Here is a 13,701-nt window from a genome sequence, read left to right on the forward strand (position 1 = left end):
ACATTTAGGAGAGAGAAAGTAAGGAGTCTAAGACAAGCATTTCATTTGATAAGAGGCTTGGAGCTGTGAGGCTGGAGAGCCAAGGCTAAGACTAGCCTTGGTTTAGCTGAAAAAACAGCTTCAAGGGTTCCTCGTGTCAAATGAAAGCAAAATAATTGCCCTCAATCTCACCATTTTTTGGGGCATCATCACTTTCGATTGACACTACTTTTTTAAAATTTTTTAATTAATTTTACAACTGCTTCCGTTCGAGCTGTATGTGGGAACATATCGACCGACTGGATATAATGAAGATCATAGACTTCTACTAAGCGTACCAAATCACGAGCCAAGGTCGAAACATTACAAGAAATATAGACCATTTTTTCTGGTACATAAGTAAGAATAGTATCTAATAACTTATCATCCAGACCTGTACGTGGTGGGTCAACAATCAAAGCATCTGCTCGGTAGCCTTCCTTGTACCAACGAGGAATAATCTCTTCTGCCGTTCCAGCTTCATAATGAGTATTGTCAAATCCCATTCTTTTAGCATTTCGCTTGGCATCTTCAATAGCTTCTGGAATAATATCCATACCTCTGAGTGTTTTTACTTTCTTTGCAAAGGCAAAACCAATTGTTCCAACTCCACAATAAGCGTCAATCAAATGGTCTTCTTTACTAACATCCAGCGCTTTTACTGCCTCGCTATAAAGGACTTCTGTTTGTTCAGGATTTAGTTGATAGAAAGCTCGAGGGGATAGTGAAAATTCATAATCGAGTACACCTTCTTGAATACTCTCTTGCCCCCAGATAATCTCTGTCTTTTCACCATATATCTCACTGGTTTTAGCTGTATTTGTATTAACAGCTACTGTCACAACTTCTGGGAAATCTTTAACCAACTCTTTTACCAATTGGGTTAAATTAAGCTGGCGGTTTGTAACAATAATAATCTGAACCTGTCCGGTCTTTCTCGCGCGTCGGACCATAATAGTACGGACACCTAGAACTTTTCTCTCATCCGTGATTGGAATCTGGTGATAAGTAAGTAATTCTGCTAAGCGATTAGCAATCACTTGGGTTTCCTTATCTTGTACCAGGCAGTCTTTCAACTCTACTAAATAGTGAGAGTTTTGTGCATATAAGCCCGCCTTGACCTGATTTTTAAATTTTCGAGTCTGAAATTGTAACTTAGCTCTGTAATATTTTGGTTCCTGCATTCCAATAGTTGGACGAATTTCATAATTTTCATATCCTGCAGGAGCAAATTTTTTCAGCGCTTGATGAAGCAAGTCCGTCTTGAACTCCAGCTGCTTATCATAATGCAGGTGCATGATTTGGCAGCCTCCGCACTCATTATAAATAGTACAAGCTGGCACAACGCGGAATTTAGACTTCTTGTTGACCTTTAATAATTTCGCTTCAACAAAGTTGCGTTTAATAGAAGTAATCTGACAGTAGATATCTTCTCCTTTGAGAGCTCCAGGTACAAAGACTAATGTTTTTTGATAAAAGCCAATTCCCTCACCATTAATTCCCATACGCTTGATTTTTAATGGTATTTTTTGTTTTATTTTTAGATTCATAGGTCTATTATACCATGGAGTTTCTAAGATATTTAAGAATATGTTACAATAAAAGCATGAATTCAAAAACACCTCGCTTTAGTATACTAGATTTCCCTGAACAATTACGAAGCTATATCAAGGGAGCTAATCTCTCTGATAGTTCTTCTCATTCAAGTGCAACTGTCCTATATATAGATTCAGGTTACTATTTAAAAATAGATCAAAAAGGCAGATTAGCTCAAGAAGCTAAGATTGCAAGTTGGTTCGAAACTGAAGGATTGGGAACTCCAGTGATTACCTATTTATCAGCAAAAAAGGACTTCCTTCTGACCAAAGAAGCCATTGGCAGAAATGCTCTCGATTTTTTAAATCAACCCGAAAAACTCTGTCAAACCCTAGCTCAAGCATTAAACAAACTTCACAGTCTTAAACCACAATCTTTTCCGTCGGAAAATCATCTGAAGCGTTATAAAGAAAAAGCCTTAAAAAACTATCAGAAGGGGACTTTTTATAACAAGACTCTTCTGCCCCAATTTCATATTCACAGTCGTGAAGAAGCTTACCAACTGATACAAGAGAAAGGTTACATCCTCAAAGATGATGCTTTTATTCATGGAGATGCCTGCCTGCCAAATTTCATCTTGAAGGATGCCTCGCATTTTTCTTGCTTTATTGACTTGGGATTGGCTGGTTTTAGTGACCGACATATCGACCTCTTTTGGGCAATTTGGTCCCTTCATTACAACCTACAAGATGCTACGTATGCTGAATTATTTCTCGACTATTACGGTAGAGAATATGTAGATATGGATAAACTCCGACTTGTTGCAGCTTTCGAAGCATTTAGATGAAAGGAAATTATGAAAATCACAAAACTTGAAAAGAAAAAAAGACTCTATCTGATGGAGCTTGATAATGGCGACAAATGCTATATCACCGAAGACACAATTGTTCGTTTTATGTTATCGAGAGATAAGGTGATAAGCCAAGAGGAATTGAAAGAGATTCAGGACTTTGCTCAATTTTCTTATGGTAAGAATCTGGCTCTCTACCATTTATCCTTTAAAGCACGCACTGAAAAAGAGGTCAGAGAATATCTAAAAAAATACGATATTGATGAAAACATCGTTTCTCAAGTCATTGCTAATCTTAAAGAAGATAAGTGGATCAATGATAGCCAATACGCTTATGCTAGCATCAATGCTAATCAACTGTCAGGAGACAAGGGTCCTTATGTGCTGACTCAGAAACTAGCTCAAAAAGGGATTTCAAAATCTACTATAGAAGAGAACTTGAAAGAATTTGATTTTTCTGAAGTTGCTCAACGTGTAGCTAATAAACTATTGAAAAAATATGAGGGAAAACTTCCAGCTCGTGCCCTGCAAGATAAGATTATCCAGAGCTTGACTAACAAGGGCTTCTCTTATTCTGATGCTAAAATTGCCTTTGACGACTTAGATAGCCAAATTGACCAAGAAACGACTCAAGAACTCATCTTCAAGGAACTTGATAAGCAATATACTAAGTATGCTCGAAAGTATGAAGGATACGAACTGAAGCAGCGTTTAACTCAAGTTTTAGCACGAAAGGGCTACGATTTTTCGGATATAGCAAGCGCTCTTAGAGAATATCTTTAATATTTCCAAGTGAAATTCACAGATTTTAGGTAATTTTATGGTACAATAGTAAATGATAAACTTATAAATTGTAGAAAGTTGGTTAGTTATGAAGCTTCCAAAAGAAGGCGACTTTATTACAATTCAAAGTTATAAGCATGATGGGAGTCTCCACCGAACTTGGCGGGACACCATGGTACTAAAAACAACAGAAAACGCCATTATTGGTGTCAACGATCATACACTTGTTACCGAAAGTGATGGTCGTCGTTGGGTCACTCGAGAACCGGCTATTGTTTACTTTCACAAGAAATATTGGTTTAATATCATTGCCATGATTCGTGATAATGGAACTTCTTACTATTGCAATATGGCTAGCCCCTACTATCTGGATGAAGAAGCACTGAAGTATATTGATTACGATTTGGATGTTAAAATTTTTACAGATGGGGAAAAACGTCTCTTGGACGTTGAAGAGTACGAGCGTCACAAACGCAAAATGAATTATTCTGATGATTTGGACTATATTTTAAAAGAACATGTCAAAATTCTTGTTGATTGGATTAACAATGGACGTGGTCCTTTCTCAGAAGCCTATGTAAACATTTGGTACAAGCGCTATGTAGAACTAAAGAATCGGTAAAGTTGTCAAAGGTCAGGAACAAAATCCTGACCTTGTTTTTTTGGTAGTATAAAATAAATTGTGTAAAAACAAAAAGGAATAAATCCATTATAGCAGAGTTACAACACCTTACTAGAAAGAGATTTATGCAGAATTCGTAAAATATATAAAACAAATAGATATACTGTTATTTTTTAATGTCTCTGTTCCTTGTAAGTTTACAACAAACTTATATCGTTTAATACAAAAAATACGAAGATGATTAGTATAAAAAATACAGGTCAACTTCGTATTTTTTTATTTCCACATAGCATCAATCACTTGGTACAACATTTTAAAAACAATATCTCGACAGAGAAAATGGTATTTAATCTACCAGCTCATTTAATCGTTTTTGAAAATATAAAGCAATACTTTTAGATTCAATAAACTCAAAATATTTTATGACATCGTTCATTTGTTTAATTCCAGATTCTTTAGATTCAGTCAGATATATTTTATATCCTTTTACAAATTTGAATGTAGATTTTTCAAAAACTTTTGTGTCATCTTTTAATAGTCATCTTTTAATAATTTTTTTAATTTCATTTCAAAGTAGTCTGCATATATTAGATGTGAATTTTCAAGGCAACAGAACCAAAAATTTAAACAAGCTGACACAACTAAATTTCTATTCTTGCCGATTTTTTCGTAATAATGTGTACGCTCTAGTATTTCTTTTCCGACCATGTAAATATAATCTATTTCAAAAAGATGATATAAATTACCAATCAGCGTTATCTCATAGGACTCCCATCGTTCCTTCTGGAATAAATAGTCATACACTAAATTTAGATCATCTCTACTAACTACATGATTACAATCTATCTGATTTAATAATCCCTGAACCATAATTGTATTTATTTTATGAGTTTTTCCCCACTCTTCTCAAAAAGTTTTTGTTGCTCATTTTTTATTTCCTCCAACCCTTTAGTATTCAAACTATAAAAGTTCGGAGATAAATTAACCAAAAAATCATCACGCTCCGATCTTTTATAATGTTCTAGGTAATTACAAAAATTCTCTATCGAAACATTGATATTTGATAATAATTCAAAAAACGTTGAAAGAGAAATTTCATTTTCTCCCCTTTCAAATCTAGAAAGTTGAGATTTTGATATAGAATCAGCTGCAGCATACTCTAAAGAATATCCGTTTAATTTTCTAAAATATCGAAAAGCTTCTCCGTAATTTTTCACACTTTCATTCCCTTAACTTTCTTTTCGAGCGATAAACATACCATATTCTTTAGGAATGATCAACATACCATTATTAAACTCACTTTCCAATCTTTTACGTATTATTTCCTCTTCTAGTGAACCTATTTCTGAAATTCCTTTAAACGATTGGATGTATTTAACTAGGTCATCTATACTAGTTACCTGTAACTCATCATCATAGAGTAATGTATCGACAGAGTTAAAACACCTACTCAGGTACCTTTTACCATTTTGTAAAGTAAACGTTTTATTTTCTAAATCTTGATTAACCTCATCTTTAAATAAATTTGCCAAATAATTTACAACTCCATTTTCACCAAATGTAGCACAGTAAAAAATGCCTTCGGTTTTTAAGACCCTATTCACTTCAGAGAGAGCTTTAGGAATATCATTCACATGATGTAGAAGCATATTAGCAATAACAATATCAAAAGTTTCATTCTCAAAAGAAATCTTTTGAATATCCATTATCTCATAGTTGACATTGTCTCTATTTCCAATCACTGACTTCGTTGATTTTACCATATCTTTAGAAAAATCTGTAACAATCAACTGCTTCATTTTATCTATAGAATCACTATTGCTTTTCCACAGTTCTCCTGTACCACATCCTAATTCTAGAACCTTTACTTCATCAGTGATTTGGTAGTTAGAAAATATCCAATTATTAAATCCCAATTTATTTTTTGAATACTTCTTATGCAATTCTACTCGAATATCAAGATTATCATGACTTTTATATTGTTCAATTACTTTATCAATCATTTTAAATGCCCTCCACTCTATAATTTGACATTATATCACAAGAATAAAGATAGTGTTAAATAAGTTGTATAAATGCAAAAAAGGAATATTCCGTTACAGCAAAGTTGTAACACATTTCTATAAAGAAATTTATTCCTACGACTCAGTTTGGCATGCTTAACTTCCTAACTCAAAAACAAAGCATCGATTAATTTATCCGTTCTTCTTTTGAAACAGATTTGAACTGATAATTGCTCGTTTTAATTTAAGAAGCTCTTTTGAGCAAAACTTCATTTTTTTAAGAGTCCAACAATTTCTGTCTATCGCTTTTCTACTAGCAAAAAACCTACCTTGAGGCAAGTTTTCATTTATATATCTAATTTCGTAATAGTATAGTAAAATGAAATAAGGACAGTCAAATCGATTTCTAACAATGTTTTAGAAGTAAAGGTGTACTATTCTAGTTTCAATCTACTATAAATTTGATATGAGAATAGTCTTTCTCAACATCCTTATCCAACAAGAATGCTGTGGCGTCCTTCTTAACTTGAACCAGGTCAATATTCTGGGTTTGGGCTGCATAGACGCAGCCACAATAACATTGACGATAGATATCATACTCCTCACACATCTCTACTGAACGTTTGTAGCCTTGATTTTTCTTGAAATCGCTGGGAAGATAGTGGGTCGTGTAAATTTTTTGCACATCGATTCCGATGCTATTGATGGTTTGAGAATTCTTATGAGGACTGATAGTCAAAGCTGAACCAAAGTAGTCAAAGCCCAAGTCCATAGCCACTTGCGCTGTTTTATCAAGTCGGTAGTCAAAATAAACCTTGCAACGGTCGCCACCTTCGGGCTCCTCCTCTAGTCCCCTAACTAGTTTTCGGTATTCATTGGGTTCGTAGGGAGCTTCTAGGTACTGAACCGTATTTCCTGTCCGCTCATTAAAATCACTAACAAGTTTCTTGGTGACATAGACCCGCTTATGGTATTCTACCTTGGGATGGATATTAGAATTGGCAAAATAGATGGTCACATCTGCATACTTGGTCAAATATTCTAGTGTATAGGTACTACAAGGAGCACAGCAAACATGCACGAGAATGGTTGGCCGCTGCTCATTTTTCTCCCATGCTTGTACCATTTTCTGCATGACACGGTCATAATTAATCTTCTGATTGGGGGTCATCTTGCACAGAATTTCTTCTACATCGATCATGTTCTTCTCCTTTTTCTAGTCTTATTTTATCATATAAGTTAGGAGAGCTCAAATCAATTTAGAAGTGAATATTATAAAAAGAAGGGTTAGTCATTCCCTCCTTTTGTGTTTTTTATAAGTTGTTTTCTATAGAAAGCTTACATCATCCCGCCCATCATACTTGGATCCATTGCTGGAGCTGGGGCTACTGGTTCTGGTTTATTGGCTACGACTGCTTCTGTTGTCAAAATCAAGCTGGCTACAGATGCTGCATTTTGTAGGGCTGAACGACTCACTTTAACTGGATCAATGATACCTTGATCAATCATGTTAACCCACTCGCCAGTTGCTGCGTTGAATCCTATACCAAGCTCAGCATTTTTCAAACGATCGATAACGATTGAACCTTCAAATCCTGCATTGTGGGCGATTTGACGAACAGGTTCTTCCAAAGCACGGAGAACAATATTGCGTCCTGTTGCTTCGTCTCCTGTCAATTCCAAATCAGCCACGGCTGGGATAACATTTACAAGGGCTGTTCCACCACCTGCAACGATTCCTTCTTCAACAGCTGCACGAGTAGCGTTGAGGGCATCTTCAATGCGGAGTTTCATTTCTTTCAACTCAGTTTCAGTTGCGGCTCCGACCTTAATAACCGCTACACCACCTGACAATTTGGCCAAGCGTTCTTGCAATTTTTCACGGTCAAATTCAGAAGTTGTAGTTTCGATTTGAGACTTGATAACCGCAACACGGTGAGAAATCGCTTCAGGATTTCCTGCACCTTCTACAATAACCGTGCTATCTTTGTCCACGGTCACTCTCGCTGCTTGACCAAGAGCTTCAATTGTCGCATCTTTCAACTCAAGACCAAGGTCTTCTGTGATAACTGTTCCGCCTGTTAAGATGGCGATATCTTCAAGCATGGCTTTGCGACGGTCACCAAAACCAGGTGCCTTGACTGCTACTACGTTGAAGGTTCCACGAATCTTGTTCAAAACAAGAGTTGGAAGAGCCTCACCATCCACATCATCCGCAATAATCAAGAGTGGACGATTGCTTTGGAGAATGCTTTCCAAAAGTGGCAAGATTTCTTGGATATTGGAAATTTTCTTGTCTGTAATCAAAATGTACGGATTTTCAAGGTCAGCCACCATTTTTTCGCTATCTGTCACCATGTACTGTGAAAGGTAACCACGGTCAAACTGCATTCCTTCTACGACTTCAAGCTCTGTTTCCATACCACGTGACTCTTCGATGGTGATGACACCGTCTTTGCCAACTTTTTCCATTGCTTCAGAGATGTACTCACCAACTTTTTCAGAACGAGAAGATACGGCTGCAACTTGAGCGATAGCTTCTTTATTGGCAACAGGGATGGCGTTGTTTTTCAAAGCTTCAACTGCTGCGACAACTGCTGTTTCAATCCCACGACGAATACCGATTGGATTTGCTCCAGCAGTGACGTTTTTGATTCCTTCGCGAACGATTGCTTGGGTCAAAACAGTTGCAGTTGTAGTTCCATCACCTGCGATATCATTGGTTTTTGAAGCTACTTCTGATACCAATTTGGCACCCATATTTTCAAAATGGTCTTCTAATTCAATTTCTTTGGCAATAGTCACACCGTCATTGGTGATGAGTGGTGAACCAAATGATTTTTCCAACACAACGTTACGACCTTTTGGTCCCAAGGTTACTTTAACAGTGTCTGCAAGGATATCGACACCACGAACCATAGCTGAACGAGCATCTGATGAAAATTTAATTTCTTTTGACATACTTACTTTCTCCTTCTATTCTTCAATGATTGCCAAGATGTTAGCTTCGCCTACGATGATGTACTTTTCATCGCCATCTTTGACATCAAGACCTGCGTGGGCTTCAACTAAGACACGGTCTCCAGGCTTAACGCTTGGAGCTACCAAGTCACCGTTCAAGGTACGAACACCTTGTCCAGTAGCTACAACTTGGGCTGTTTTTGTTTTTTCTTGGGCTGAGCCTGCAAGGACAAAGCCTCCAACAGTTTGTTCTTTTTCTTCGATTTTCAAGACCACACGGTCTCCTAATGGTTTCAACATCTGTTTTCCTCCATAATGAGATAGATAGTATTAGCACTCTTTATATCTGAGTGCTAATTCATAGTTCTATTGTATCACTTGGTCAGAAATAGTCAAGAAAAAAGTCTGACTTTCTCAAGATAAAAAGCCTGAGACCAACTCAGACTTTTTAATGTTTATACTCAATGAAAATCAAAGAGCAAACTAGGAAGCTAGCCGCAGGCTGCTCAAAGCATTGCTTTGAGGTTGTGGATAAAGCTAACGTGGTTTGAAGAGATTTTCGAAGAGTATTAAAATGGCAATTCTTCCTCTTCCAAAACCAAATCTGCCAAATCCTGCCCTGCGTTATTTTCTCGCATAGCACGTTGGGCACGACTTTCCAAGAGTTGGAATCCTGTAACAAGTACTTCAGTCACATAATTCATCTGACCATTTTTCTCAAAACGACGAGTACGTAATTCCCCATCCACTGAAATGAGACTTCCTTTGGTTGCGTAGCTTGCCAAAGTTTCTGCTAGTCTGCCCCAAAGGACCATATTGACAAAATCAGCTTCGCGTTCCCCGTTTTGGTCTTTGTAACGACGATTTACAGCGATAGTTGTTCGCGCTACTGACTTGTCATTGTTGGTTTTGTGCAATTCCAGTGTAGACGTTAAACGCCCAATCATGATAACTTTATTATACATATTTTCTTCCTCCTACTTATCTATTCGTAGGAAATCAAAAAAGTTACAGAAATTTGTAACTTTTCGAGAAAATTTTTTATTTTTTATGAACCATGAAACCTGTCGCCTGTTGATTGGCCATAATGGTCATATCTGTAATCTGAACACGACGAGGTTGACTGGTCACATAGACTACTGTGTCTGCGATGTCTGGTGCCTGCAAGGCTTCGATTCCCTGATAAACCGTCGCAGCTCGTTCTTTATCACCGTGAAAACGCACTGTAGAAAAATCTGTTTCAACAATTCCAGGCTGAATGGTCGTCACCTTGATATCCGTTGCGATGGTATCAATTCGCAGTCCATCCGAAAAGGTCTTAACCGCAGCCTTGGTAGCTGAGTAAACAGCGGCACCAGCATAGGCATAAATTCCTGCGGTTGACCCCATATTGATGATATGTCCTTGATTGGCTTTTACCATTGCTGGCAAGAAAGAGCGAGTGACTGCCATTAAACCTTTGACATTGGTATCCAGCATGGTCAACATATCCAACTCTTCATAGTCCTGATAGGGTGCCAAGCCAAGAGCTAGTCCAGCGTTATTGACCAATATATCAATCTGACCTATCGTTTCTAGAATATCGGAGCAGACAGTCTTCACCATGGTCATATTCGTCACGTCTAGTGGAAAGGTCCAGACATTTTGATTTGGATAGATTGCTGCAAACTCCGACTTAAGAGTTTCTAATCTGTCTGTCCGTCGTCCAGTTAGAACGACATTCTCACCCTGCTCCAGATAAGCACGCGCAATTGCTTCACCAATACCTGATGTCGCTCCTGTAATCACTACATTTTTTGCCATCTTATTTCCTTCTATCTGGTCTATCAGATATTAACAACTTCTTAGGCAGTCCAGTGTTTAGCTGGGTCGAATGGTGTTCCGACAACTTGGTCTTCTGATAATTCAATAATACCACGTTTTTGTGGAGCATTTGGCAGATTCAATTCACGAGGACTGCACATCATTCCAAAACTCTTTTCACCACGAAGTTCGCCTGGGAAAATAAGATTGCCTTTGGGCATCATAGCTCCAGGAAGAGCGACAATGGTTTTCAACCCCACACGCGCATTGGGAGCCCCTGCAACGATTTGCACGATCTTATCACTTGCGACTGCAACTTGGCAGATGTTGAGGTGGTCACTATCAGGATGGACTACCATCTCGACAATTTCACCAACAACAAACTTAGGTTCCTTGTCATTGACAATTTCTTCTTTAAAACCTTCCGCCTGCAATTCTTGGTTCAAACGAGCGACCTGTTCATCTGATAAAAAGACTTGACCGAACTCTGCAATTTCAAATAAACTTGAAACTTCAAAAATATTCCAAGCCACTGTTTCCCCATTATCTTTGAGAAAAACACGGGCTACCTTGCCTTTGCGTTCTACATCCAGTTTGGCATCTCCGCTATTTTTCACGATGACCATAAGGACATCACCGACATGTTCTTTGTTGTATGTAAAAATCATTGTTTTCTTTTTCTCCTATTTCAGTCCTGCTAAAAAGTCGTTAATTTGTTGCTTACTTTTACGGTCGCGATTAACAAAACGACCAATTTCCTTGTCCTTTTCTAGAACAACAAGGCTAGGAATTCCATAAACATCCCAGAGTTTAGCCAAATCCATATACTGGTCTCGGTCCACACGAATAAAGGTGAACTCTGGATTGGTCTCCTCAATTTCTGGCAAGGCAGGATAGATATAACGACAATCGCCACACCAGTCCGCCACAAAAAGAAAGACCTTCTTGCCATCTTTTTCTACTAAGGATGCTAATTCTTCTAAACTTGCTGGTTGTATCATAAGACTTCCTCCTCATAGACTAGGTCTTCATTTTCATAGACAAAGGTATAATGACGCCCATCCTCAAAAATCACGCCACCAACCAAGCTCTCTAGACCGCTTTCGTAAACTTGAACATAGAGGGTCGCAATTTCTCCCATGTCTGAAAAATGGTCTCGCACAATCGCTGTCAACTCTTCCTGAGTCTTCCTGAGCTTATGGTCATCTGCAACTTTTTTCGTAGCAAGGGCAAGGCTCCCAATACCAAGCAGAGCCAGACCTGCCATCCACATTTTTTTAGCTTTCATACCATTCATTTTAACACAAAAAAGGCTTTAGGACAAATGAGGAAGCAGCAGAAAAGCAAGTAAAAAGCCTCTTCCTTAAAGGAAAAGGACTTCTTATACTCAATGAAAATCAAAGAGCAAACTGGGAAGCTAGCCGCAGGTTGCTCAAAGCACTGCTTTGAGGTTGTAGATAGAACTGACGAAGTCAGCTCAAAACAGCTTTTTGAGGTTGTGGATGAAGCTGACGTGGTTTGAAGAGATTTTCGAAGAGTATTATTCTTATTGCCAGGCACCTGATTTGCCAACGTAATAACCATCAGGTGTGTAGGTATTGCGAAGCATCTTACCTGATGAAGCCAGATAATACCACTTGCCATTATCTTTGACCCAATCATTCGCTAGCATGGCACCAGAAGAACTTACATAATACCATTCTCCCTTGTCATAAACCCAAGTGCTTGCTTTCATGGCTCCTGAGCAATTAGAGGCCAAAAAAACTGTCCAATATCATTCATTTTTTAAAAGCATTTGATACTACATCATCCACGCTGTAGGACATAGATACATCAAACGTAAGAGTCAAAACATCGAAAAATATACAACTTTTAAAGGCAACATTTCATTTTTTAAAGTCTAACAACCATAGAACTGAAATCAGAGCAAGGCATCAATTTCCTACTCTTAGTACGTCTATTTTGGATGGTTTAAGTGAAGATTTTTTTATTTAACGTAGACAACCTCCAACTTTCCAAAAGCCACATCCCCACGGATAATCAAGGTTTTGCTGGTTGGGGCTAGAGGGGCATCTGCCTTGGCTACACCACAGAAAGTTTCCACCTTCAAATCAACTCTCCAATGTTGGGGAACATAGATAACTGCATTGCCAAAACCAACTTCCACCTTCAGGGTTGCGGTATCTCCTAAAATCTCTGCATTGTCATAATATATCTTGGCATTGCCAAAACCAACTTCTACTTGGTCTTCTACCAATTCTTGGTTTTGCTTGTAGAAAGTCCCAGTCCCAAAAGCAACTTCCTTATCTACAAGAATGTTTTTTTCACCATCATACCACCATTTTTTCCCATTCCAAGTTCTGTTAGAATGAGTGAGTACGCTGACACCCATTACAATCAAAATACTAGCCCAGAACAATGACTGATTTGGAATAGGTAAGATGTCATAAAAATGATTAGCAATCATTAAGGCTACTAGAACTGTAAAAGAGGCTGAAGTTAAGTGGCGACGCAACAAAGCTCCAACTGATTGGTAGGCAAAAAAAGTAATACCAATCAAGGGCCAAATGTGCCCTCCTAGAGAAGGGATTCCAAAATTTCCTTGTACTAATATTAAAGCTGCCAATACTAGCAACACAATACCAAATGCTTTCTTTTTCATGTTCTTACCTCATGTTTCTTAGATTTTCTTTTAGGAGGGATTGGTAATGCCGTGACACATGAACCTCCTTGTGGGTCTGATAAAAGGAAATGGTGCCCGTTCCTGAAAAGGACTTGTCCACCGAGTAAACCTGACGGATATTTGCAATAGTCGACTTGGATACCCGACTAAAATAGCGAGGAAGGATAGCCTCTAACTCATAGAGTTTAAGCCGAACCTCGTAGGCATCTTTCTGGGTATGGGCGTAAATCTTGCTACCTTCCGTCTCAAAGAAGAGAATTTCCGACAAATCCAGATAATATTCGCCCGTCCCCTTGTAAAAAATCAACCGAGGAGACTTGGACTCTTGCAAGAGCCGCTGTAAATCCGCAATCTCATCTGTCAAAGCCGCTGCCTTGATGACAATTTCAGTTTCCTCTAAATTGCTGTCAATTTCGATTCGTAACTTCATTCCATCTCCTTT

The 13,701-nt window shown here is 38.1% G+C and carries 19 protein-coding genes and 1 pseudogene; 4 read left to right on the forward strand and 16 right to left on the reverse strand.

Going from position 1 to position 13,701, the window contains the following annotated elements:
- Positions 1-212 precede the first annotated feature (212 nt).
- Positions 213-1,568: a 23S rRNA (uracil(1939)-C(5))-methyltransferase RlmD gene (gene rlmD / locus HT678_RS08505; protein ID WP_001049497.1), complete on the reverse strand. Its 1,356-nt coding sequence runs from the start codon at positions 1,566-1,568 to the stop codon at positions 213-215.
- Positions 1,569-1,624: 56 nt separating this feature from the next.
- On the opposite strand from rlmD, the gene HT678_RS08510 reads away from it, so the two are divergent.
- The 3 genes from HT678_RS08510 to HT678_RS08520 all read left to right on the forward strand — a co-directional run bounded on the left by HT678_RS08510 (position 1,625) and on the right by HT678_RS08520 (position 3,809).
- The gene (locus tag HT678_RS08510) at positions 1,625-2,401 is read left to right on the forward strand and encodes a phosphotransferase (RefSeq protein ID WP_001086336.1); all 777 of its coding nucleotides are present in this window, start codon (positions 1,625-1,627) and stop codon (positions 2,399-2,401) included.
- Positions 2,402-2,410: 9 nt separating this feature from the next.
- Positions 2,411-3,187 (forward strand): recombination regulator RecX, encoded by a 777-nt coding sequence (gene recX / locus HT678_RS08515; protein WP_000705109.1) that lies wholly within the window; start codon positions 2,411-2,413, stop codon positions 3,185-3,187.
- 88 nt (positions 3,188-3,275) lie between these two features.
- Positions 3,276-3,809, forward strand: coding sequence for a DUF402 domain-containing protein (locus tag HT678_RS08520; protein ID WP_000775321.1), 534 nt, complete (start codon positions 3,276-3,278; stop codon positions 3,807-3,809).
- Positions 3,810-4,155: 346 nt separating this feature from the next.
- Here the strand turns inward: HT678_RS08520 and HT678_RS08525 are convergent, their stop codons facing one another.
- From HT678_RS08525 to HT678_RS08580, 12 genes are all read right to left on the reverse strand, one after another.
- Entirely contained in the window at positions 4,156-4,284 is a 129-nt protein-coding gene (locus HT678_RS08525) for a hypothetical protein (RefSeq protein ID WP_303620870.1), read from the reverse strand.
- Between the two features lie 56 nt (positions 4,285-4,340).
- A complete protein-coding gene (locus HT678_RS08530; RefSeq protein ID WP_033607083.1) occupies positions 4,341-4,679 on the reverse strand; it encodes a hypothetical protein in 339 nt (112 codons plus the stop codon).
- Positions 4,680-4,687: 8 nt separating this feature from the next.
- Entirely contained in the window at positions 4,688-5,026 is a 339-nt protein-coding gene (locus HT678_RS08535; protein ID WP_007284801.1) for a helix-turn-helix transcriptional regulator, read from the reverse strand.
- Positions 5,027-5,038: 12 nt separating this feature from the next.
- Positions 5,039-5,812 carry a class I SAM-dependent methyltransferase gene (locus tag HT678_RS08540; RefSeq protein WP_000566044.1) on the reverse strand — a complete coding sequence of 258 codons (774 nt, stop codon included), beginning with the start codon at positions 5,810-5,812 and terminating at the stop codon, positions 5,039-5,041.
- Positions 5,813-6,257: 445 nt separating this feature from the next.
- A complete protein-coding gene (locus tag HT678_RS08545; protein WP_172924844.1) occupies positions 6,258-7,013 on the reverse strand; it encodes an epoxyqueuosine reductase QueH in 756 nt (251 codons plus the stop codon).
- A 137-nt stretch (positions 7,014-7,150) separates the two neighbouring features.
- On the reverse strand, positions 7,151-8,773 hold the full coding sequence (gene groL, locus HT678_RS08550) for a chaperonin GroEL (RefSeq protein ID WP_172924846.1): 1,623 nt from the start codon (positions 8,771-8,773) through the stop codon (positions 7,151-7,153).
- Between the two features lie 15 nt (positions 8,774-8,788).
- The gene (gene groES, locus HT678_RS08555) at positions 8,789-9,073 is read right to left on the reverse strand and encodes a co-chaperone GroES (RefSeq protein WP_000917328.1); all 285 of its coding nucleotides are present in this window, start codon (positions 9,071-9,073) and stop codon (positions 8,789-8,791) included.
- A gap of 269 nt (positions 9,074-9,342) precedes the next feature.
- Positions 9,343-9,738 (reverse strand): single-stranded DNA-binding protein, encoded by a 396-nt coding sequence (locus HT678_RS08560; protein ID WP_172924848.1) that lies wholly within the window; start codon positions 9,736-9,738, stop codon positions 9,343-9,345.
- Between the two features lie 76 nt (positions 9,739-9,814).
- Positions 9,815-10,576: an SDR family NAD(P)-dependent oxidoreductase gene (locus HT678_RS08565; RefSeq protein WP_023940335.1), complete on the reverse strand. Its 762-nt coding sequence runs from the start codon at positions 10,574-10,576 to the stop codon at positions 9,815-9,817.
- A 41-nt stretch (positions 10,577-10,617) separates the two neighbouring features.
- The gene (gene ytpR, locus HT678_RS08570; RefSeq protein ID WP_050285085.1) at positions 10,618-11,244 is read right to left on the reverse strand and encodes a YtpR family tRNA-binding protein; all 627 of its coding nucleotides are present in this window, start codon (positions 11,242-11,244) and stop codon (positions 10,618-10,620) included.
- 15 nt (positions 11,245-11,259) lie between these two features.
- Positions 11,260-11,577: a thioredoxin family protein gene (locus HT678_RS08575; RefSeq protein ID WP_000615777.1), complete on the reverse strand. Its 318-nt coding sequence runs from the start codon at positions 11,575-11,577 to the stop codon at positions 11,260-11,262.
- Complete coding sequence (locus HT678_RS08580; RefSeq protein WP_007284809.1) at positions 11,574-11,873, reverse strand: DUF4651 domain-containing protein; 300 nt, start codon at positions 11,871-11,873, stop codon at positions 11,574-11,576. Before HT678_RS08580 ends, HT678_RS08575 begins: the two co-directional genes overlap by 4 nt.
- A gap of 93 nt (positions 11,874-11,966) precedes the next feature.
- Between HT678_RS08580 and HT678_RS11785 the strand changes: the two genes are divergently transcribed.
- Positions 11,967-12,098, forward strand: coding sequence for a hypothetical protein (locus HT678_RS11785; RefSeq protein ID WP_007285169.1), 132 nt, complete (start codon positions 11,967-11,969; stop codon positions 12,096-12,098).
- Between the two features lie 24 nt (positions 12,099-12,122).
- On the opposite strand, the pseudogene HT678_RS08585 reads toward HT678_RS11785, so the two are convergent.
- From HT678_RS08585 to HT678_RS08595, 3 genes and pseudogenes are all read right to left on the reverse strand, one after another.
- Positions 12,123-12,338 (reverse strand): annotated as a pseudogene (locus HT678_RS08585) (N-acetylmuramoyl-L-alanine amidase family protein); the annotation flags it as partial.
- A 225-nt stretch (positions 12,339-12,563) separates the two neighbouring features.
- On the reverse strand, positions 12,564-13,238 hold the full coding sequence (locus HT678_RS08590; protein WP_000725723.1) for a hypothetical protein: 675 nt from the start codon (positions 13,236-13,238) through the stop codon (positions 12,564-12,566).
- A gap of 4 nt (positions 13,239-13,242) precedes the next feature.
- Positions 13,243-13,689 (reverse strand): LytTR family DNA-binding domain-containing protein, encoded by a 447-nt coding sequence (locus HT678_RS08595; RefSeq protein WP_000776606.1) that lies wholly within the window; start codon positions 13,687-13,689, stop codon positions 13,243-13,245.
- Positions 13,690-13,701: the final 12 nt, after the last annotated feature.

Origin of the sequence: Streptococcus sp. 3167 (assembly GCF_013277175.1) — a bacterium.
GTDB lineage: Bacteria > Bacillota > Bacilli > Lactobacillales > Streptococcaceae > Streptococcus > Streptococcus pseudopneumoniae.

Bases quoted from the DNA above. Each gene is read 5' to 3' on its own strand.
- HT678_RS08590 (WP_000725723.1), bottom strand. From the start codon at position 13,238: ATGAAAAAGAAAGCATTTGGTATTGTGTTGCTAGTATTGGCAGCTTTA.
- HT678_RS08510 (WP_001086336.1), top strand. From the start codon at position 1,625: ATGAATTCAAAAACACCTCGCTTTAGTATACTAGATTTCCCTGAACAA.
- HT678_RS08520 (WP_000775321.1), top strand. From the start codon at position 3,276: ATGAAGCTTCCAAAAGAAGGCGACTTTATTACAATTCAAAGTTATAAG.
- HT678_RS08580 (WP_007284809.1), bottom strand. From the start codon at position 11,873: ATGAATGGTATGAAAGCTAAAAAAATGTGGATGGCAGGTCTGGCTCTG.
- HT678_RS11785 (WP_007285169.1), top strand. From the start codon at position 11,967: ATGAAAATCAAAGAGCAAACTGGGAAGCTAGCCGCAGGTTGCTCAAAG.
- HT678_RS08560 (WP_172924848.1), bottom strand. From the start codon at position 9,738: ATGTATAATAAAGTTATCATGATTGGGCGTTTAACGTCTACACTGGAA.
- groL (WP_172924846.1), bottom strand. From the start codon at position 8,773: ATGTCAAAAGAAATTAAATTTTCATCAGATGCTCGTTCAGCTATGGTT.
- groES (WP_000917328.1), bottom strand. From the start codon at position 9,073: ATGTTGAAACCATTAGGAGACCGTGTGGTCTTGAAAATCGAAGAAAAA.
- HT678_RS08565 (WP_023940335.1), bottom strand. From the start codon at position 10,576: ATGGCAAAAAATGTAGTGATTACAGGAGCGACATCAGGTATTGGTGAA.
- HT678_RS08540 (WP_000566044.1), bottom strand. From the start codon at position 5,812: ATGATTGATAAAGTAATTGAACAATATAAAAGTCATGATAATCTTGAT.
- HT678_RS08575 (WP_000615777.1), bottom strand. From the start codon at position 11,577: ATGATACAACCAGCAAGTTTAGAAGAATTAGCATCCTTAGTAGAAAAA.
- HT678_RS08530 (WP_033607083.1), bottom strand. From the start codon at position 4,679: ATGGTTCAGGGATTATTAAATCAGATAGATTGTAATCATGTAGTTAGT.
- rlmD (WP_001049497.1), bottom strand. From the start codon at position 1,568: ATGAATCTAAAAATAAAACAAAAAATACCATTAAAAATCAAGCGTATG.
- recX (WP_000705109.1), top strand. From the start codon at position 2,411: ATGAAAATCACAAAACTTGAAAAGAAAAAAAGACTCTATCTGATGGAG.
- ytpR (WP_050285085.1), bottom strand. From the start codon at position 11,244: ATGATTTTTACATACAACAAAGAACATGTCGGTGATGTCCTTATGGTC.
- HT678_RS08595 (WP_000776606.1), bottom strand. From the start codon at position 13,689: ATGAAGTTACGAATCGAAATTGACAGCAATTTAGAGGAAACTGAAATT.
- HT678_RS08545 (WP_172924844.1), bottom strand. From the start codon at position 7,013: ATGATCGATGTAGAAGAAATTCTGTGCAAGATGACCCCCAATCAGAAG.